We start from the raw sequence: 18459 nt of genomic DNA, 5'->3' as shown, positions 1-18459 counted from the left end.
CATGCGCGTCCGTACGATTCCGGTGACGGCCGGTGTGTCCGCGCTGCTGCTGCTGACCGGCTGCGGCGCGGCCGACATGACCAAGCAGGCCTCGCCCTTCGCGGGCGCCCAGGGCGCCGGCACGGTCACCCTGTCCGTGCAGTCCTGGGTGGGCGCGCAGGCCAACGTGGGTGTCGCCCAGTACCTCCTGGAGCACGAGCTCGGCTATCGCGTCGACACCGTGCAGGTCGACGAGGTCCCCGCCTGGGACGCGCTCAGCCAGGGCCGGGTCGACGCCATCCTGGAGGACTGGGGCCACCCCGACCAGGAGAAGCGGTACGTCCGGGACAAGAAGACGATCGTCGCGGGCGGCGGGCTGGGGGTCACCGGGCACATCGGCTGGTACGTGCCCACGTACTTCGCCCGGCAGCACCCGGACGTCACCGACTGGAAGAACCTGAACAAGTACGCCGGCCGGCTGCGCACCGCGGAGAGCGGCGGCAAGGGCCAGCTGCTGGACGGCTCCCCGTCGTACGTGACCAACGACAAGGCGCTGGTCGGCAACCTGAAGCTGGACTACCAGGTCGTCTTCGCCGGTTCGGAAGCCGCGCAGATCACCCAGATGAAGCAGTTCGCGAAGGAGCGGAAGCCCTTCCTCACGTACTGGTACTCACCCCAGTGGCTGTTCAAGAAGGTCCCGATGACGGAGGTGAAGCTGCCCGCCTACAAGGAGGGCTGCGACGCGGACACGGCCAAGGTCGCCTGCGCCTATCCGCACACCCCGCTCCAGAAGTACCTCAACACGGACTTCGCGAAGAACGGCGGCAGGGCGGCCGCCTTCCTGAAGAAGTTCAGGTGGACGACCGAGGACCAGAACGAGGTCTCCCTGATGATCGCCAACGACAAGATGTCGGCGCAGGACGCGGCGAAGAAGTGGGTGGACAGCCACCCGTCGACCTGGCGGGCGTGGCTGTCGTGAGCCGGGCCGCCCCGGCACGCCGGGGCGGCACCGCCGTCCTTACTTGTACTGGCCCGGTGTGTAGTGGCCGGGCACGAGCCGGCAGGTCACGCCGAACCGGTTCCACGCGTTGATCACCGCGATGGAGGCGATCAGCTGGGCCAGTTCGGCCTCCTCGAAGTGCCGGGCGGCGCGCGCGTAGACGTCGTCGGGCACGAAGCCGTCGGTCAGCACGGTGACCGCCTCCGTCAGCTCGATCGCCGCGAGCTCCTTCTCGGTGTAGAAGTGCCGGGACTCGTCCCACGCGTCGAGCTGCACGATCCGCTCGACGCTCTCGCCCGCGGCGAGCGCGTCCTTGCTGTGCATGTCGAGACAGAACGCGCAGTGGTTGAGCTGTGACGCGCGGATCCGCACCAGCTCGCCGAGCTTCGGGTCGAGCCCCTGCTGGGCGGCCGTGTCGAGCCGGACCATGGCCTTGTAGACGTCGGGGGCCAGCTTGGCCCAGGCCAGACGGGGGCTGTGCTCGGGGGCGTACTCCTCGGTGGTGGTGCCGGTCGGGAGGTCGGTGGGGGTGTCGTTCGTCGTCATGTCTCGAACCCTACGAAGCAGGCAGCCCAGGAGTATGGTCCATTTCCATGGCGGAATCTTGGGCCACTTTCGGGATCGACCTCCATGTGGAGCCAACCGGCTCCGGTGTGCGCAAGGGGCTGACGGACGCCCTGCGGGAGGCGGTCCGCGGCGGCCGGCTGGCGCCCGGCACCCGGCTGCCCTCCTCACGCTCCCTCGCCGCCGACCTGGGCATCGCCCGCAACACGGTCGCGGACGCGTACACCGACCTGGTGGCCGAGGGCTGGCTCACCGCCCGCCAGGGCTCGGGCACGAGCGTCGCCGAACGTCCGGTGCCCGTGCCGTCGGCCGTCCCGGAACCGGACCGCACCCGCTCCCGGCCCGCGTACGACCTGTCGCCCGGCACCCCCGACCTGTCCTTCTTCCCGCGCGCGGCCTGGCTGAAGGCCTCCCGCCGGGCGCTCGCGGCGGCACCGCACGAAGCCCTCGGCTACGGCGACCCGCGGGGCCGGGTGGAACTGCGCACCGCCCTGGCGGGCTATCTGGCGCGGGCCCGCGGAGTCCGCGCCGACCCGGAACACATCGTGATCTGCTCCGGGTTCGCGCACGGGCTGAGGCTGCTCGGCCAGGTGCTGCGCGCGCGGGGAGCCCGGACGCTGGCCGTCGAGCCGTACGGGCTGGACGTGCACAGGGACCTGGTGGAACGCGCCGGCCTGCGGACGCTGCCGCTCGGCTTCGACGAACGGGGCGTGCGCACCGAGGAGTTGACGGCCGGTGACCTCGCCGGGACACGGGCGGTGCTGCTGACCCCCGCCCACCAGTTCCCGATGGGGCTGCCCCTGGACCCCGAACGGCGGGCCGCGGTGGTGGACTGGGCGCGGCGCCGCGACGGGCTGATCCTGGAGGACGACTACGACGGGGAGTTCCGCTACGACCGCCAGCCGGTCGGCGCGCTCCAGGGCCTCGACCCCGACCACGTGGTCCATCTGGGCACGGTCAGCAAGTCCCTGGCACCGGGGCTGCGGCTGGGCTGGCTGGTGCTGCCGCCGTCGATCGCGCCGGAGGTGGTCGCGGCGAAGGGCGAGGCGGAGTGGTCCTGCGGGGTGCTGGACCAGCTGACCCTGGCCGAGTTCCTCACCTCGGGCGCCTACGACCGGCAGGTCCGCGCGGCCCGTCTGCGGTACCGCCGTCGCCGGGACGCGCTGGTGGCGGAGGTCGCGACGCGGGCCCCGGAGGTCCGGGCGACCGGGATCGCGGCCGGTCTGCACGTGGTGCTGCGGCTCCCGCCGGGCACGGAGCGGGCCGCGCTGCGGGCGGCGGCCTGGCACGGTCTCGCCGTCCACGGACTGGACCGCTACCGCCACCCGGACTGGACGGAGCGGCGGACGGACGCGCTGGTGGTGGGGTACGGGACACCCCCTGACCACGCCTGGTCCGGCGCCCTGGACGCGCTCTGCGCGGCCCTGGCCTCCGTCGGCGGATGATCCATGGGGCTCTCCGGGGCGCCCGCCGCCGGCCTCCCGGAGCCGCGCGCGGGACGGTGTCCCGCGCGGCCACGGCCGGGTGAGGGGGCACGGCTTCCGGGATACGCCGGAGGGGGAGGAGCGCCTTCGAGCGCCTTCGGTGACGCGGCGGTCGTGGTCGCGCCGCCGGTCGTGCCGGGGCGGTGACGCGTCGGTCGTCATCGCTCCGCCGGCCGTGTCGACGCCGGTCGTGTCGACTCCGGTCGTGTCGGCCCGGACCGTCAGGCCCGCTGCCGCGTCGGCGTCCGCGTCTCCACCGGGGCCTCGCCGAACCGGGCCAGGGCCAGTGCTCCGGCGACCGCCACCAGGAAGCCGAGCACGGCCAGCCACTCCAGGCCCTCCCGGGTACGGTCCCCCAGCCAGACCACCCCCACCAGGGCCGGCCCGATGGTCTCGCCGATCACCAGGCCCGCGGTCGCCGTCGTCACCGAGCCGCGCTGCAGTGCCGTGGTCAGCAGCAGGAACGCGGCGCCGCCCCCGACCAGCAGCGCGTACACCGCCGGATTGCGCAGCAGCGTCCCCGGCGCGAGGCCGTCGATCAGCCGCACGGACACCTCGACCACCCCGAACCCGCACCCCGCCCCGAGCCCGAGCACCAGCGCGCGCCCGCGCCCCGACAGCCGGCCGCCCACCAGCCCCAGCAGCAGCACCAGCACCGCCGTCCCCAGCATCGCGTACTTCAGTGTGAGGGAGCCCGCCCGGCCGCCCTCGGCCCCGGACGCCAGCCCGAGCATCCCCAGCCCCGCACACACCACCCCCACCGCGGCCCACTCCGTCCCGCTGAGCCGGGCCCGCAGCAGCCGCGCCGCCACCACCGCGGTCACCGCGAGGCTCGACGCCAGCGCCGCGCCGACCGCGTAGATGGGAAGCGACCGCAGCGCCGCGATCTGGAACACGAACCCGAGGCCGTCCAGCGCCAGCCCGGCGAGATACCGCCACTGCCGCAGCGCCCGCAGCAGCAGCGCCGCGTCCCCGCCCGGCCCTCCGGCGCCGCCGCCGGTGGCCGCCGCCGTCCGCGCGGCGATCGCCTGCAGCACCGTCGCCGTACCGAAACAGACCGCCGCGCCAAGGGCGCACATCATTCCAAAGAGCACGAAGTGACTGTAGGGGAAGGCGAATCGACGGGGGTCACTGCGTAGCGGGCGGAGCCGGTCTCTACGCTGATCGCCGGCACTGAGCCGGACGGACACGATCGGGACCACGGGGGACGGAACATGGCGGACACACGACGGCGACTGCGCTCCGGCACGGTCGTGCTCGGCGGTGTGGGACTGCTCGCGGCGACCCTCACCGCCTGCTCCTCCGAACCCGACAAGCGCTGTGTCGACCGTGACAGCTACCAGGCGCACAAGGGCTACAAGGTCGTCGCCGACAAGAACTGCGCCTCCTCGAAGTCCGCCGTGCCCGGCTCCTGGTACTACGGCGGCACGAAGAAGAGCAGCTGGGTCGACGGCGGTTCGTTCACCAAGCCGGCCAAGGGGTCCGGCGGCAGCCACGGCCACGGCGTGGACCGCGGCGGCATCGGCGGCAAGGGCGGCGGCAAGGGCGGCTCCGGCGGCTGAGCCCACGCCGCCACCGGCCGCGTACCCCGCGGTACCTGACGACCCGGACCCACCCACCTCGCACCGCTCCACCCCGTACCCGATCGGACCCGTCACGCCGTGGAACGCCATTCCCTCGAACCCCGTGCCGACTGGCAGCGGACCGTCGAGCGGCAGGGGCTCGTCTACCCCCTGACCCGCCACCCGGACGGCTCGCTGCGCCCCTACTGGGACGAGAGCGCGTACTACTCCTTCTCGCTGCCCGAGGTCGAGGCCCTGGAGGACACCGTCGGGGAACTGCACCGCATGTGCCTCGCCGCGGCCGCGCACATCGTCGCGGAGAACCGCTTCGCCGATCTCGGCATCACCGACCCGCGGGTCGCCCGGGCGGTCGCCGAGGCCTGGCACCGCCGCGCCGAACTCCCCTCCGTCTACGGCCGCTTCGACCTTCGCTACGACGGCACGGGGCCCGCCAGACTGCTGGAGTACAACGCCGACACCCCGACCTCGCTCGTCGAGGCCGCGAGCCCCCAGTGGTTCTGGATGGAGGAGCGTTTCCCCGGCGCCGACCAGTGGAACTCCCTGCACGAACGCCTCGTCGCCGCCTGGCGCAGGCAGGCCTCCCTCCTCCCGCCGGGCAGCCCCCTCCACTTCGCGCACTCCGCGGAGGACGAGCTCGGCGAGGACCTGATGACCGTCGCCTATCTGAAGGAGACCGCCGAACAGGCGGGCCTCGACACCGACTGGATCACGGTCGAGGAGATCGGCTGGGACTCCCTGTCCGGCCGCTTCGTCGACAACCGGCTCCGGTTCATCCGCAGCTGCTTCAAGCTGTACCCCTGGGAGTGGCTCACCAGCGACCGCTTCGCCGGCCACGTCCTGGACACCCTAGACAACGGCGGCGGTACGGGCTCGACGATGTGGATCGAGCCCGCCTGGAAGATGCTTCTCAGCAACAAGGCGCTTCTGGCGGTCCTCTGGGAGCTGTACCCGGGCCACCCCAACCTGCTGGCCGCCCACCTCGACGGCCCGCGCGAGCTGGCCACGACCACCGGGTACGTCGCCAAGCCCCTGCTCGGCCGCGAGGGCGCCGGCGTCACCGTCCACCCGCCCGGCACGGACCCCGCCGCCCCGGACGAACCCTGCTGCTACCAGGAGCTGGCCCCGCTGCCCGCCTTCGACGGCAACCACGTCGTGCTCGGCGCCTGGGTGGTGGAGGACGAGCCCGCGGGACTCGGCATCCGCGAGTCCACCGGCCTGATCACCGACGAGTACGCCCGGTTCCTGCCCCACGTGATCCTCTGAGGCTCCTCCCCGTCACGAGGAACGCTTCGTGACATCCGGCACGCCACGCGGCCGCGCCGCCCCGCCACTCCGCGTGGCCCGTGATCGGGCCCGGCCGGTAGGCTGGCGCCCGGAGCCGTGACTGGCGCGCTGGGATGGGACCGACCATCGGGGAGCGGCTCCGTGAACTGTGTGCCGTGCGCCTGGGCCGACCCGTGAACGCCGAACGCCACGTCCGGAGGCCGTCATGTCCGAGCCCCTGTCCACCGAGTCCACCGCCTTCCGCAGCGCCCTCGACGTGATCCGGGCCGTGGAGCCCCGCGTCGCGGACGCCATCGGCCAGGAAGTCGCCGACCAGCGCGACATGCTCAAGCTGATCGCGTCGGAGAACTACGCCTCCCCGGCCACCCTGCTGGCCATGGGCAACTGGTTCAGCGACAAGTACGCCGAGGGCACCGTCGGCCGCCGCTTCTACGCCGGCTGCCGCAACGTGGACACCGTCGAGGCCCTCGCCGCCGAGCACGCCCGGGAACTCTTCGGCGCCGAGCACGCCTACGCCCAGCCGCACTCCGGTATCGACGCCAACCTCGTCGCCTTCTGGGCCGTCCTCGCCGCCCGGGTGGAGGCCCCGGCTCTCGCCGAGGCCGGAGTCCGCAACGTCAACGACCTCTCCGAGGCGGACTGGGCCGAACTGCGCCGTGCCTTCGGCAACCAGCGGATGCTCGGCATGTCCCTCGACGCCGGAGGTCACCTCACCCACGGCTTCCGCCCGAACATCTCCGGCAAGATGTTCGACCAGCGTTCCTACGGCACCGACCCCGCCACCGGGCTCATCGACTACGAGGCCCTGCGCGTCTCCGCCCGCGAGTTCAAGCCGCTGATCATCGTCGCCGGCTACTCCGCCTACCCCCGCCTGGTGAACTTCCGGATCATGCGGGAGATCGCCGACGAGGTCGGCGCCACCCTCATGGTCGACATGGCGCACTTCGCCGGCCTGGTCGCGGGCAAGGTCCTCACCGGCGACTTCGACCCGGTCCCGCACGCCCAGATCGTCACCACCACCACCCACAAGTCGTTGCGGGGCCCGCGCGGCGGCATGGTCCTGTGCGACGAGACCCTCGCCGAGCAGGTCGACCGCGGCTGCCCGATGGTCCTCGGCGGCCCGCTCCCGCACGTCATGGCCGCCAAGGCCGTCGCACTCGCCGAGGCCCGCCGCCCCGAGTTCCGCGACTACGCCCAGGCCGTCGTCGACAACTCCCGTGCCCTCGCCGAGGGCCTGATGCGTCGCGGCGCCACCCTGGTCACCGGTGGCACCGACAACCACCTGAACCTGATCGACGTCGCCTCCTCCTACGGCCTCACCGGCCGTCAGGCCGAGTCGGCGCTGCTCGACTCGGGCATCGTCACCAACCGCAACGCCATCCCCGCCGACCCGAACGGCGCCTGGTACACCTCGGGTATCCGCATCGGCACGCCCGCTCTGACCACCCGTGGTCTGGGGACCGGCGAGATGGACGAGATCGCCGGTCTGATCGACCGCGTCCTCACCGCCGCCGAGCCGGGCACCACGGCCAAGGGCAGCCCGTCCAAGGCCCAGCACGTCCTGGACCCGAAGATCTCCGACGAGATCTCGCACCGTGCCACGGACCTGCTGGCCCCCTTCCCGCTCTACCCGGAGATCGACCTCGGCTGAGCCGCCGCGAAGGCCCGAGCCCCGACCCTCCAGGTCCCGAGGCCCGACCGAGCCCCGGCCCTCCAGGTCCCGAGGCCCGACCGAGCCCCCGGACCCCGGCCGGAGGGCAGGGCACGGGCCCGGGACCCGTCGGCCCTACAGATCGATCAGCTCCTGTCGTGGTTCCCGCGGCGGCCCGGCCACCTCGTGCCGGGCCGCCGCGCGGCGTATCAGCACACGGGTACCCGCCGCACCGCCGAGCAGCCCGACCGCCAGTCCGGCCACCGCCCATCTCGCGCGCACGGCCGGACCGGCGGCCTTCGCCGCCGCGCGCACCGCCGTGGTCCCCGGTCCGAACGGTCCCCCGGGCTCCACCAGCCGGTCGAAGACCGAGCGCGGTGCCCGGTGCCAGCGGATGTCGTCGTCCGCCACGTCCGGCGACGGGTCCGACCGCACCCAGGGCGTGCCGTCACGCGCCAGGAACACCTGGTCCTCCCGCTCGACGGCGACGTCCCCGCCGGGTGCCCGGCTGGTCTGCGGCCAGCCTCCGATGCCCGTCATCCCCCAGATCACGGTGGCGCGCGCCGCCGGATAGTCGCCTGCCGCCCAGGCGTCGGGCACTCTCTCCGTGCCCGTGAACCGGGGGGTCAGCAGGCGCCAGAGGAGTGCGAAGTCCCCGTCCCCGGGACGCAGAAGAGTGGTGTGCCCGGTGCCTCCGGCCACGACCAGGGCCAGGTCCGGTGTGTCGGCCCGCGCCCCCGCGCCGGGAGCCGCGGCCAGGGCCACGGGCGCGCCGAGCAGGGCCGTCGCCAGCGACACCAGGACCGGCAGCCACCACCGTGCACCCCCGGCCGACCACCACGTCCGGTCCCGCCGCCCCCATGGCGCCCGGTGCCCGCGCCACCCGGGTGCCGTGCCGCCGTGCCGCCGTCCGCGCCCCTCTCGGCTCTCCCCGTGCAGGACCCGCCACCTCATCCGTCCCCCCGACGCTCGTAGACCCGAACCGCCCCTCATCCCTTCCCCGGACCCGGGCCGATGCGCGCGCCCACCGGCCGGTCCTGGTACTTCTTCCACCGTCACCCGCCCGGCCGGGCCGCCTCTCGGTCCCGGGCCGCGGCACGCCGGCCGTCATCCGGCCGACCGACCCGGCCCCGAGGCGGCGGCGTCACCGCGCACCGCAGGCCATGGGTCACTTCTGGTACACCGCCCGAGCCGCCGGGGTTCCCCTTCCCGGCCGTCTTCCCGGCCGCTCATGTCCGCCGCGCCGGTGACCGCGCGATCCCCACCGCGCGCGCCTTCGACGGGACGCCCTCCAGGCGGAGGGTCACCTCGCCCCCGCGCGTCCACAGCAGCGTGGGGCCCGCGGTCCGCTCCGAGCGGGTGACGCGGTCGCCGGACCCGTCGATCAGCCAGAAGCTGAGCAGATGCGGCCGCGGGAACCACAGCGCCGGACCACCGAAGCCCGCGTCCCCCGGCCCGCTCCCGCCGCCGTCCCCGCCACCTTCGTCCCCGTCCAGCGACACCCACTCCGGCGGTTCCCGCACCGTCTTCGTGAAGCCGATGTCGAGGCCCGCCGGATACTCGTCCAGCCGGACCGTGCGTCCCCGCTCGCGCCAGCACAGGGTCACCAGGAATCCCACCCTCGGCTCCCGCGTGACCGTCACCGCGTCCGGCACCCCCAGGGCCTCCGGCACGAGCGGCGCGAACCCGGCCCGCCGACCCGCCTCGGCCAGCGTCAGCGACGGGCCGCAGCCCGGCACCCCGGCCCCCGGGGACGGCACCGCCGACGGGTCGTACCGCACCTCGACACCGCCGAAGCCGAACCAGTCGACGACCGCGGCCCGCACCGGCGGCGTGAGCACGAGCACCGCCAGCAGGCCGCACAGGCCCGCGGCCAGCACGCGGCCCCGCGCCCGCAGCCGGCGACGCACCGCGCGGACCCGCTCGCCGGGCCCCGGCGGGACCGCCACCGGGACCGGGACGCGCTCGGCGAGCATCCGCTCCAGCACCCGCTCGGCCATCGACTCGCCCCCGGTCCCGCCCGGCCCGTCCAGCGACCGTCCGAGCGCGCGCAGCTCCTCCGCGAGCCGCGGGGTGTCCCCGCGAGCCGCCCGCTCCCGGTCACCCGGGGGCCCCGGGCGCCGCCCCTGCGGCTCAGCCACGTGCGTCACCCCCTTCCCGGGGATCGCCCGGCCCGAAGCCGGGCAGCAGCCGGCCGAGCTTGCGCAGGGCGCGGTTCAGACGGGACTTCACGGTTCCCCGCGGCCAGCCCAGGGCCTGGGCCGTCTCGGGTTCGTCCATCTCCAGGAGATAGCGGTAGGTCACGACGAGCCGGTGCTCCTCGCTCAGCTGATCGAGGGCCGCCAGCAGTGCCGCCCGCCGCTCCGCCCCGAGCGCGGCCGCCGCCGGGTCCACCGATTCCGGTATCCGCGGGTCCGCTTCGGCGAGCGCCGCCTCCCGGCCGGCCAGCGTGCGCTGGCGCACCGCCGTGCGCACCGTGTTCCGCGTCTCATTGGCGACGATCGAGAGCAGCCACGGCTTGAAGGCCGAGCCGTCCCGGAACCGCCCCAGCGCGCAGTACGCCTTGAGGAAGGCCTGCTGGACCACGTCCTCCGCGTCCGCGCCTGCCCCGAGCGCCCGGGCCGCCCTGATCGCGATGCCCGTGTGGGCGCGGACCAGCTGCGCGTACGCCTCCGCCTCCCCGGCGCGTACGCGAGCGATCACCGCGGCCTCGTCGACGACGATGCGGCCCCCCTCCCGCGTCCTCACACTCCTGCTACACCGCCCGGCACGGATCGGTTCCCACCCGCGCCTCCTCAATTCCCCCCGCTCCCCGCCCCTCCCCCCGCTCTCCGCCCCTCCCCCCGTTCCCCTCGCTCTCCTTCCTCCGGCCTCCCCTCCCTCTTCCCTTCCGTCCCCCTCCGTCGCCCTCCGTTCCGCGCCAGTTCCGGACCGGGCGCGGATACCTGAGAGAATGGTCGGCATGGCCTCTGATCGTCCCCGCGTGCTCTCCGGAATCCAGCCCACGGCAGGCTCGTTCCACCTCGGCAACTACCTCGGCGCCGTGCGCCAGTGGGTGGCCCTGCAGGAGTCCCACGACGCGTTCTACATGGTCGTCGACCTGCACGCGATCACCGTCCCGCAGGAGCCGGCGGACCTGCGCGCCAACACCCGGCTCGCCACCGCCCAGCTGCTGGCCGCGGGCCTGGACCCGGAGCGCTGCACGCTCTTCGTCCAGAGCCATGTGCCCGAGCACGCCCAGCTGGCCTGGATCATGAACTGCCTCACCGGTTTCGGCGAGGCGTCCCGCATGACCCAGTTCAAGGACAAGTCCGCCCGGCAGGGGTCCGACCGCGCCTCCGTCGGCCTCTTCACGTACCCGATCCTGCAGGTCGCGGACATCCTGCTGTACCAGGCCAACGAGGTCCCGGTGGGCGAGGACCAGCGCCAGCACATCGAGCTGACCCGCGACCTCGCCGAGCGCTTCAACGGCCGCTTCGGCGAGACCTTCACGGTCCCGAAGCCGTACATCCTCAAGGAGACGGCGAAGATCTTCGATCTCCAGGACCCGTCGATCAAGATGAGCAAGTCGGCCTCCACGCCCAAGGGCCTCATCAACCTTCTCGACGACCCGAAGGCGACCGCCAAGAAGGTCAAGAGCGCGGTCACCGACACGGACACCGTCATCCGGTACGACACCGAGCTCAAGCCGGGCGTCAGCAACCTGCTGACCATCTACTCGACCCTCACCGGAACCGGTATCGCGGAACTGGAGGAGAAGTACGCGGGCAAGGGCTACGGTGCGCTGAAGACGGACCTCGCCGAGGTCATGGTCGACTTCGTGACGCCGTTCCGGGAGCGCACCCAGCAGTATCTGGACGACCCGGAGACGCTCGACTCGATCCTGGCCAAGGGAGCCGAGAAGGCCCGCGCCGTGGCCGCGGAGACGCTCGCGCAGGCGTACGACCGGGTGGGTTTCCTGCCCGCCAAGCACTGAGAGCGCCCGCGCGACACCGTTCGAGAGCCCGTACGAGACGAGAACAACACCGGTACGACGGCCGGTATCGGGCCGTATCGCCGTACAGTCGATAGCCGAGCCGGTAGTCGTTCCCGCGCGCGGGAACACCGGACATCGACCCAACGACAGGAGACGACGTGGGGACCGTAACGATCGGAGTGTCGATCGCGGTCCCGGAGCCTCACGGCAGCCTGCTCCAGGAGCGGCGCGCGGGCTTCGGTGACCCCGCGGCTTGTGGCATTCCCACACACGTCACCCTGCTGCCTCCGACGGAGGTGGACGCCTCGGCGCTGCCGGCGGTCGAGGCGCACCTCCTGGAGGTCGCCGCCGCCGGGCGCCCCTTCCCGATGCGGCTGTGCGGCACGGGCACCTTCCGCCCGCTGTCGCCCGTCGTCTACGTCCGGGTCGTGGAGGGCACCGAGGCGTGCACCTGGCTGCAGAAGCAGGTCAGGGATGCCTCCGGTCCCGTGGCACGCGAACTGAACTTCCCGTACCACCCGCACGTCACCGTGGCGCACGCCATCGACGACGCGGCGATGGACCGGGCCTACGAGGAGCTCGCCGGGTACGAGGCCCAGTGGCCGTGCACCGGCTTCGCCCTCTACGAGCAGGGCCCCGACAGCGTCTGGCGCAAGCTGCGCGAGTACGCGTTCGGGGGCGCGATCGTGCCGCCGCAGGCGAGCGCGCCCGCGGACCAGGACACCACGACGCTGCCGGCCCGCTAGGGCCTTTCTTCCGGATCATGCCGGAGTCGCGGGGTCCGGCGCGTCCGTCCTCCCGCCGTCCGCCGCCCCCGCACGACGGATCCGGCCGGGTCGGGGCGGCGTCCGTCAGATCGGCAGCCGCCGGAACACCGCCCGCGGCACGTGCCGCAGCACCGACATCACCGGCCGCAGCGCCCCCGGTACCCACACCGTCTCCGAGCGCCTCCGCAGCCCCACCTCGATGGCGGTCGCGACGGCCTCCGGAGTGGTGGACAGGGGGACGTCGTCGAGGCCGGCCGTCATCTTCGTACGGACGAAGCCGGGGCGTACGACCATGACGTGGACCCCGGTCCCGTAGAGCGCGTCGCCCAGGCCCTGGGTGAAGGCGTCCAGGCCCGCCTTGCTGGACCCGTAGATGAAGTTGGAGCGCCGGGCGCGTTCGCCCGCCACCGAGGAGAGCACCACCAGCGAACCGTGCCCCTGCGTCTGGAGGGACCGCGCGCACACCAGCCCCGCGGAGACCGCGCCCGTGTAGTTGGTCTGCGCGATCCGCGCCGCGGCCAGCGGCTCCCGCTCGTCGCGCGCCTGGTCGCCGAGGATGCCGAAGGCGAGCAGCACCATGTCGAGGTCGCCCTCGGCGAAGACCTTGCCGAGCACCGTCTCGTGGGACTCGCAGTCGAGGGCGTCGAAGGCGACGGTACGGACGTCCGCGCCGAGTCCGCGCAGCTGCTCGGCCTCGCGTTCCAGAGCCGGCGAGGGGCGTCCGGCGAGCCACACCGTGCGGGTGCGGCGCGCGATCAGACGGCGGGCCGTGGCGAGCGCGATCTCGGAGGTGCCGCCGAGGATCAGCAGGGACTGGGGGGCGCCGAAGGCGTCCTTCATGTCAGCTCCTAGGGGGTGGGGGCGTGGGCGACGTGCCGGTTCTCAGAGTCGGAGCCGGCGGGAGAGGTCCGAGGTGAACACGCCGCGGGGGTCCAACTCGGCGCGCAGGCGCCGGAACTCGTCCAGCCGCGGGTACATCCGGCCGAGCAGTTCGGGCCGCAGCCGCGCGTCCTTGGCGAGGTAGACGCGCCCGTCGGCCCCGGCCACCTCCTCGTCCAGTCCGTCGAGGAAGGTGTCGAGTCCGGGCAGGTCCGCCGGGAGGTCCAGGGCGAGGGTCCAGCCGGGCACCGGGAAGGACAGCCAGCCGGGGTCGGCCGTTCCGAAGCGCTTGAGGACGGCGAGGAAGGAGGGGCAGTGGCGCTCCGAGACGCGCCGCACGATCCGGCGCAGGGTCTCCTCCCGGCCGTGTCCGACGACGAACTGGTACTGCACGAAGCCGGCGCGCCCGTAGATCCGGTTCCAGTGCGGCACCCCGTCGAGGGGGTGGAAGAAGGCAGGGAGGGTCCGCAGTTCACCCGTGCGCGCGCGGGGTGCCCTGCGGTACCAGAGTTCGTTGAAGAGGCCGACCGTGGTCCGGCCGAGCAGCCCCTTCGGCATGAGGGCGGGCGGGGCCGGGAGGCGGCCGGGGCGGAACGCGAGGGGCTGTCGGCGTGCGCGGGCGGGCAGGGCGTCGAGCGGTGCGTGCTCGCCGCGGGTCAGCACCGCGCGTCCTGTCGACCGGCCGCGTGCGAGCAGGTCGATCCAGGCGACCGAGTAGCGGTGGCGGTGGTCGGTGGCGGTGAGACGGGCCATCAGGTCGTCGAGGTCGCTCGCGCGTTCGGTGTCGACGGACATCAGGGAGGTCTCCACCGGCAGGAGCCGGACGGTGGCCGACAGGATCACCCCGGTCAGGCCCATGCCGCCGGTGGTGGCGTCGAAGAGGGGGCTGCCGCGGTCCACGGTCCGGATCGTGCCGTCCGCGGTCAGCAGGTCGAAGGAGAGCACATGGCGGGAGAAGGAGCCCGCGCCGTGGTGGTTCTTGCCGTGGATGTCCGCGCCGATCGCTCCGCCGACCGTGACCCAGCGGGTGCCGGGTGTGACCGGTACGAACCAGCCGAGCGGGAGCAGGACCTCCATCAGGCGGTGCAGGCTCACCCCGGCGTCGCACAGCACGGTGCCGCAGACCGCGTCGACGGTGTGGACGCGGTCCAGGCCGGTCATGTCGAGCACGGCGCCGCCCGCGTTCTGCGCCGCGTCGCCGTAGGCCCTGCCCAGCCCGCGCGCGATGCCTCCGCGTGGCCCGCACATCCGGACCGCGGCCGCCGCCTCCGCGTGGCTGCGCGGGCGCACCAGCTGCGCGGCGCTGGGGGCGGTACGGCCCCAGCCCGAGACGGAGACGGTCTCGGTCGTGACGGCGACGGAGACACGCCGGGGCGCGGGCGGGGGAGCGGAGCCGGTCTGGGAGCCGGAGTTGGAGGCGGTGTCGGCAGGCATGACCGTGACCGTATCGCCGAAAAAGGGGCATAACACCCCGCTCTCGCGGACGCCAACAGCGCCTCACCGAAATAGGTGATTAATGAGATGTCATCACTGATTGCCCGAATTCCGGGGTCGCTCTCCAGGAGAGTGGGACCACATGGACGACCTTGACGACCTGGACCGCCGGCTGCCGTGCGCGTCGGGCGCGTGCGGTACGGATCCACGGGTGGCGGCGGCCGCGCGCGCCCTGTCCCCGTGCGAGGAGCGCGCGGCGCCGGGGCCGGCGGCCGGACTCACCGGCGCGGCCGCCGCCGTGTGCGTCTCGGGGCCGGTCGTCGGCGTCCACCACCCCGCCGGCGCCCTCGGTGGTGTCGCCCTCGGAGCCCTGACGGCCCGGGCCGGCGTCCGGTGCGCGGAGGCCGGTCATGGCTGAGCGCACGGTGCTCCTGGAGCACCACGGCACCCCGTCCCCGCCCGCGCGCACCGGCGGTCTCGCGATCGGTCTGCTGAAGACCGCCCGCCCCCGTCAGTGGGTGAAGAACCTCCTCGTGGCGGCGGCCCCGGCGGCCGCGGGCCGGCTCTTCACCCCGCACGCGCTGACCCGGCTCGCCCTCGTCTTCGTCCTGTTCACCGCGTGCGCCGCCGCCGTCTACCTGATCAACGACGCCCGGGACGCCGTCGCCGACCGCGCCCACCCCGTCAAGCGCCACCGCCCCGTCGCCGCCGGCCAGGTCCCCGTCCGGGTCGCCTACACCGCCGGGGGCGTCCTCGCCGTGCTCGGCCCCGCCCTGGCCGCCTGGCTGTCCTCGCCGGTCACCGCGGCGCTGCTGACCGCCTACCTCGGCATGCAACTGGCCTACTGCGTCAGCCTCAAGCACGTCCTGGTCGTCGACCTCGTCGTCGTGACCACCGGGTTCCTGATGCGCGCGATGATCGGCGGCCTCGCCCTCGGCATCCCGCTCTCCCGCTGGTTCCTGATCACCACGGGCTTCGGCGCGCTCTTCATGGTGGCGGCGAAACGGTACTCCGAGGCCGTCCAGCCGGCCGGGAGGGCCGGGGCCACCCGCGGACTGCTCACCGAGTACACCACCGGCTACCTGCGCTTCGTCTGGCAGCTGGCAGCCGGGGTCGCCGTCCTCGGCTACTGCCTGTGGGCCCTGGAGGGCGGCGGCGCGCCCGGCGCCGGTCTGCTGCCCTGGCGCCAGCTGTCGATGATCGCCTTCATCCTCGCCGTCCTGCGGTACGCGGTCTTCGCCGACCGGGGGACCGCGGGCGAGCCCGAGGATGTCGTCCTGCGCGACCGGCCGCTCGCCCTGATCGCCCTGGTGTGGCTGGCGATGTACGGCCTCGCGGTCGTGAACCGGTGACTCCTGATCCGCTCGCCACGGCCCGCCGGCTCCGCACCGGAGAGCTCCTCGCCCCCGCCACCGCCGGCCTCCCCGCCCGCACCGCCGCACCAGGGCCCTCCGCCCGGACCGTGCGGCGGGACACGGGAACCGGCAGGACGGTCGCCACTGTTCCGCGATTTCGGGGTACCCGGACATCGGTCGTCCGAGGCGAGGGCAGATTCGGATCATGGACTGGCTGAGAAAACTCCCGGGCGTGGGACCTCTGGTCACCCGCCTCATGGCCACGCACGCATGGCGGTCGTACGAGCGGCTCGACCGGGTGAAGTGGACGCGGCTCGCCGCCGCGATGACCTTCGTGAGCTTCGTCGCGCTGTTCCCGCTGCTGACGGTCGCCGCCGCGATCGGCGCCGCCACGCTCAGCGTCCGGCAGCAGAGACAGCTCCAGGACAAGATCGCCGAACAGGTGCCGGGGATCTCCGACCAGCTGGACATCAACACCCTGGTGCAGAACGCGGGCACGATCGGTGTCATCGCCGGCGCCGTCCTGCTGCTCACCGGCATCGGCTGGGTCGGCCAGATGCGGGACTGCCTGCGCGCGGTCTGGGAACTGCCCGACAGCGAGGAGAACCCCCTGCTGCGCAAGCTCGTGGACGGCGGCGTCCTCGTGGGCCTCGGGGGCGCGGTGCTCGTCACCATCGGCGCCTCGGCCGCGGCCTCCACCACGGTCGGCTGGACGGCCCGGCTGTTCAGCGTCGACCAGGACGCGTGGGGCGGGGGGCTGCTGCGGACCGCCGCGTTCGGCGTCGCCGTGCTCGCCGACTTCCTGCTGCTCCTGTACCTGCTCACCCTGCTGCCAGGCGTACAGCCGTCCCGTCACCGGCTCGTCGTCGCCGCCCTCATCGGCGCCGCCGGCTTCGAACTGCTCAAGCTGCTGCTCAGCAGCTATATGCGGGGCATCGCGTCGAAGAGCATGTACGGGGCCTTCGGGGTGCCCGTCGCCCTGCTGCTGTGGATCAACTTCACCGCGAAACTGCTGCTGTTCTGCGCGTCCTGGACGGCGACGGAGCACGAGGACCCGGAGGCCGGGACCGACACGCGGGACGGTCCCGCGCCCGGGACCGACACGCCGTCCGGCCCCGGGCCCGGAGAGGTCAGCGGCGCCGGCGCACCAGGTCCGGCAGCGGCCACCGGCGGTTGACCAGGAAGGCGCCGCCGGCCAGCAGCACGAGGAGCCCGCCGACGACGGCCAGCGCGGTCCCGACCCCGCTCGTACCGTCCTTGGCGCCCGCGGAGGCGGCCACCGGCGACGTCGACCCCTTGCCGGCGGCGGAGGCGGCGGACGAGGGGCCGCCCGACGGGTCCGAACCCGCCTGCGTACTGGTGTCCGCGCTCTTCGGCGGGACCAGTTCACCCACCGGGGTGACCTTGCCCGCGGCCTTGAAGCCCCAGTCGAGCAGCTGCGCGGCCTCCTTGTAGACCTCGTTGTGCTCGTGCTTCTCCGGGTTCATCACGGTGACGAGCAGCACTTTGCCGTTCCGCTCGGCGACACCGGTGAAGGTCGCCCCCGCGTTGGTGGTGTTGCCGTTCTTCACCCCCGCGATGCCCTGGTACGTCGAGATGTCGCTGTCGCCGGTCAGCAGCCGGTTGGTGTTCTGGATCTCGAAGGACTCCCGGCTCACCTTGCCCTTCTTGTCCTTCTTCGTCTCGCCGGGGAACTTGGCCCGCACCGTCGAGCAGTACTCCCGGAAGTCCTTCTTCTGCAGCCCGGACCGGGCGAACAGCGTCAGGTCGTACGCCGAGGACACCTGGCCCTTCTCGTCGTAGCCGTCGGGGGTGACCACGTGCGTGTCCAGGGCCTGCAGGTCCTCGGCGTGCGCCTGCATCTGCCCGACCGTCTGCGCGACGCCGCCGTTCATCGCGGACAGCACGTGCACGGCGTCGTTGCCCGAGCGCAGGAACACCCCGAGCCACAGGTCGTGCACCGTGTAGGTCTCGTCCTCCTTTATCCCCACCAGGCTGGAGCCCTCGCCGAGGTCCGCGAGGTCGGCGACGGCGACCTTGTGCCGTTCGGTGCGCGGGAACTTGGGCAGCAGGGTGTCGGCGAAGAGCATCTTCAGGGTGCTCGCCGGAGGCAGCCGCCAGTGCGCGTTGTGCGCGGCCAGGACGTCACCGGACTCGGCGTCGGTGACGATCCAGGAGCGCGCGGTGACGTCCTTCGGCAGCACCGGGGCGCCGCTGCCCAGGTCGGCCTGGGTCCCGGGCAGACCGAGCCGGGCGCCGCCCACCGTCGACATGTCCGTCGGCGGAGTGGCACTCGGCGTCGTGGACGGGGACGGCTCGTCGTCGGCCACGACCGGCGCGGCCGTCAGCGAAAGGGACAACAAGGCGGCTGAGGTGACCAACAACGATCGCTTGGTGGTCTTCTTGATGGCGGGCACGGTCGAGAAAGTACAGGGCTCCGGCGGTGAAGTCCTCTCACCCTGCCCACCCCGGCGCCGGGTGACGGCCGATGGCGGCGATACTG

At 73.3% G+C, this 18459-nt stretch carries 18 protein-coding genes and 1 riboswitch; of the genes, 10 read left to right on the top strand and 8 right to left on the bottom strand.

The features are described 5' to 3' along the window. The first annotated feature begins 1 nt into the window (after window position 1). Window positions 2–958 carry an ABC transporter substrate-binding protein gene (locus tag OG776_RS18050; protein ID WP_329321640.1) on the top strand — a complete coding sequence of 319 codons (957 nt, stop codon included), beginning with the start codon at window positions 2–4 and terminating at the stop codon, window positions 956–958. Window positions 959–997: 39 nt separating this feature from the next. Here the strand turns inward: OG776_RS18050 and OG776_RS18045 are convergent, their stop codons facing one another. Next, window positions 998–1525: a carboxymuconolactone decarboxylase family protein gene (locus OG776_RS18045; RefSeq protein ID WP_329321638.1), complete on the bottom strand. Its 528-nt coding sequence runs from the start codon at window positions 1523–1525 to the stop codon at window positions 998–1000. Between the two features lie 47 nt (window positions 1526–1572). On the opposite strand from OG776_RS18045, the gene pdxR reads away from it, so the two are divergent. Next, window positions 1573–2988, top strand: coding sequence for a MocR-like pyridoxine biosynthesis transcription factor PdxR (gene pdxR / locus OG776_RS18040; RefSeq protein WP_329321636.1), 1416 nt, complete (start codon window positions 1573–1575; stop codon window positions 2986–2988). A gap of 260 nt (window positions 2989–3248) precedes the next feature. On the opposite strand, the gene OG776_RS18035 is transcribed toward pdxR, so the two are convergent. After that, on the bottom strand, window positions 3249–4109 hold the full coding sequence (locus OG776_RS18035; protein WP_329323723.1) for a hypothetical protein: 861 nt from the start codon (window positions 4107–4109) through the stop codon (window positions 3249–3251). Between the two features lie 132 nt (window positions 4110–4241). Here OG776_RS18035 and OG776_RS18030 point away from each other — a divergent pair, with 132 nt between their 5' ends. From OG776_RS18030 to OG776_RS18020, 3 genes are all read left to right on the top strand, one after another. Then, window positions 4242–4589 carry a hypothetical protein gene (locus OG776_RS18030; protein ID WP_148010118.1) on the top strand — a complete coding sequence of 116 codons (348 nt, stop codon included), beginning with the start codon at window positions 4242–4244 and terminating at the stop codon, window positions 4587–4589. A gap of 99 nt (window positions 4590–4688) precedes the next feature. Continuing rightward, a complete protein-coding gene (locus tag OG776_RS18025; protein ID WP_148010119.1) occupies window positions 4689–5873 on the top strand; it encodes a glutathionylspermidine synthase family protein in 1185 nt (394 codons plus the stop codon). Window positions 5874–5980: 107 nt separating this feature from the next. Next, window positions 5981–6068: riboswitch (ZMP/ZTP riboswitch) on the top strand. A 31-nt stretch (window positions 6069–6099) separates the two neighbouring features. After that, a complete protein-coding gene (locus OG776_RS18020; protein ID WP_148010120.1) occupies window positions 6100–7545 on the top strand; it encodes a glycine hydroxymethyltransferase in 1446 nt (481 codons plus the stop codon). Window positions 7546–7680: 135 nt separating this feature from the next. Here OG776_RS18020 and OG776_RS18015 read toward each other — a convergent pair whose 3' ends face one another. The 3 genes from OG776_RS18015 to OG776_RS18005 form a co-directional block, all read right to left on the bottom strand. Continuing rightward, window positions 7681–8343, bottom strand: a complete 663-nt coding sequence (locus OG776_RS18015) for a hypothetical protein (RefSeq protein ID WP_410093197.1) — start codon at window positions 8341–8343, stop codon at window positions 7681–7683. A 431-nt stretch (window positions 8344–8774) separates the two neighbouring features. Next, window positions 8775–9686 (bottom strand): hypothetical protein, encoded by a 912-nt coding sequence (locus tag OG776_RS18010; RefSeq protein WP_148010121.1) that lies wholly within the window; start codon window positions 9684–9686, stop codon window positions 8775–8777. Further along, window positions 9679–10293: an RNA polymerase sigma factor gene (locus OG776_RS18005; protein WP_187285679.1), complete on the bottom strand. Its 615-nt coding sequence runs from the start codon at window positions 10291–10293 to the stop codon at window positions 9679–9681. Before OG776_RS18005 ends, OG776_RS18010 begins: the two co-directional genes overlap by 8 nt. A 214-nt stretch (window positions 10294–10507) precedes the next feature. Here OG776_RS18005 and trpS point away from each other — a divergent pair, with 214 nt between their 5' ends. After that, window positions 10508–11521, top strand: a complete 1014-nt coding sequence (gene trpS / locus OG776_RS18000) for a tryptophan--tRNA ligase (protein WP_148010122.1) — start codon at window positions 10508–10510, stop codon at window positions 11519–11521. 158 nt (window positions 11522–11679) lie between these two features. After that, the gene (locus OG776_RS17995) at window positions 11680–12267 is read left to right on the top strand and encodes a 2'-5' RNA ligase family protein (RefSeq protein ID WP_329321632.1); all 588 of its coding nucleotides are present in this window, start codon (window positions 11680–11682) and stop codon (window positions 12265–12267) included. Between the two features lie 105 nt (window positions 12268–12372). Here OG776_RS17995 and OG776_RS17990 read toward each other — a convergent pair whose 3' ends face one another. Both OG776_RS17990 and OG776_RS17985 read right to left on the bottom strand, forming a co-directional pair. Further along, window positions 12373–13128, bottom strand: a complete 756-nt coding sequence (locus tag OG776_RS17990; protein ID WP_148010124.1) for a decaprenylphospho-beta-D-erythro-pentofuranosid-2-ulose 2-reductase — start codon at window positions 13126–13128, stop codon at window positions 12373–12375. A 42-nt stretch (window positions 13129–13170) separates the two neighbouring features. Then, window positions 13171–14601, bottom strand: a complete 1431-nt coding sequence (locus OG776_RS17985) for an FAD-binding oxidoreductase (RefSeq protein ID WP_148010125.1) — start codon at window positions 14599–14601, stop codon at window positions 13171–13173. A gap of 142 nt (window positions 14602–14743) precedes the next feature. Between OG776_RS17985 and OG776_RS17980 the strand changes: the two genes are divergently transcribed. The 3 genes from OG776_RS17980 to OG776_RS17970 all read left to right on the top strand — a co-directional run bounded on the left by OG776_RS17980 (window position 14744) and on the right by OG776_RS17970 (window position 17133). Beyond that, window positions 14744–15019: a hypothetical protein gene (locus OG776_RS17980; RefSeq protein ID WP_148010126.1), complete on the top strand. Its 276-nt coding sequence runs from the start codon at window positions 14744–14746 to the stop codon at window positions 15017–15019. Continuing rightward, the gene (locus OG776_RS17975) at window positions 15012–15953 is read left to right on the top strand and encodes a decaprenyl-phosphate phosphoribosyltransferase (protein ID WP_329321629.1); all 942 of its coding nucleotides are present in this window, start codon (window positions 15012–15014) and stop codon (window positions 15951–15953) included. The genes OG776_RS17980 and OG776_RS17975 overlap by 8 nt, the downstream gene beginning before the upstream one ends. A 208-nt stretch (window positions 15954–16161) precedes the next feature. Next, window positions 16162–17133: a YihY/virulence factor BrkB family protein gene (locus OG776_RS17970; protein ID WP_148010128.1), complete on the top strand. Its 972-nt coding sequence runs from the start codon at window positions 16162–16164 to the stop codon at window positions 17131–17133. On the opposite strand, the gene OG776_RS17965 is transcribed toward OG776_RS17970, so the two are convergent. After that, window positions 17087–18373: a D-alanyl-D-alanine carboxypeptidase family protein gene (locus OG776_RS17965; RefSeq protein ID WP_329321627.1), complete on the bottom strand. Its 1287-nt coding sequence runs from the start codon at window positions 18371–18373 to the stop codon at window positions 17087–17089. The genes OG776_RS17970 and OG776_RS17965 overlap by 47 nt on opposite strands. Window positions 18374–18459: the final 86 nt, after the last annotated feature.

The sequence above is a fragment of the Streptomyces sp. NBC_01689 genome (genome assembly GCF_036250675.1).
Taxonomy (GTDB): domain Bacteria; phylum Actinomycetota; class Actinomycetes; order Streptomycetales; family Streptomycetaceae; genus Streptomyces.
The sequence above is the reverse complement of the archived record's forward strand: the minus strand, read 5'-3'. Positions and strand labels throughout refer to the sequence as shown.

Coding starts and splice junctions, on each gene's coding strand:
- OG776_RS18050 (WP_329321640.1), top strand. CDS start 2: ATGCGCGTCCGTACGATTCCGGTGACGGCCGGTGTGTCCGCGCTGCTG.
- OG776_RS17985 (WP_148010125.1), bottom strand. CDS start 14,601: ATGCCTGCCGACACCGCCTCCAACTCCGGCTCCCAGACCGGCTCCGCT.
- pdxR (WP_329321636.1), top strand. CDS start 1,573: ATGGCGGAATCTTGGGCCACTTTCGGGATCGACCTCCATGTGGAGCCA.
- OG776_RS18045 (WP_329321638.1), bottom strand. CDS start 1,525: ATGACGACGAACGACACCCCCACCGACCTCCCGACCGGCACCACCACC.
- trpS (WP_148010122.1), top strand. CDS start 10,508: ATGGCCTCTGATCGTCCCCGCGTGCTCTCCGGAATCCAGCCCACGGCA.
- OG776_RS17970 (WP_148010128.1), top strand. CDS start 16,162: ATGGACTGGCTGAGAAAACTCCCGGGCGTGGGACCTCTGGTCACCCGC.
- OG776_RS18035 (WP_329323723.1), bottom strand. CDS start 4,109: ATGATGTGCGCCCTTGGCGCGGCGGTCTGTTTCGGTACGGCGACGGTG.
- OG776_RS17980 (WP_148010126.1), top strand. CDS start 14,744: ATGGACGACCTTGACGACCTGGACCGCCGGCTGCCGTGCGCGTCGGGC.
- OG776_RS17975 (WP_329321629.1), top strand. CDS start 15,012: ATGGCTGAGCGCACGGTGCTCCTGGAGCACCACGGCACCCCGTCCCCG.
- OG776_RS17990 (WP_148010124.1), bottom strand. CDS start 13,128: ATGAAGGACGCCTTCGGCGCCCCCCAGTCCCTGCTGATCCTCGGCGGC.
- OG776_RS18020 (WP_148010120.1), top strand. CDS start 6,100: ATGTCCGAGCCCCTGTCCACCGAGTCCACCGCCTTCCGCAGCGCCCTC.
- OG776_RS18030 (WP_148010118.1), top strand. CDS start 4,242: ATGGCGGACACACGACGGCGACTGCGCTCCGGCACGGTCGTGCTCGGC.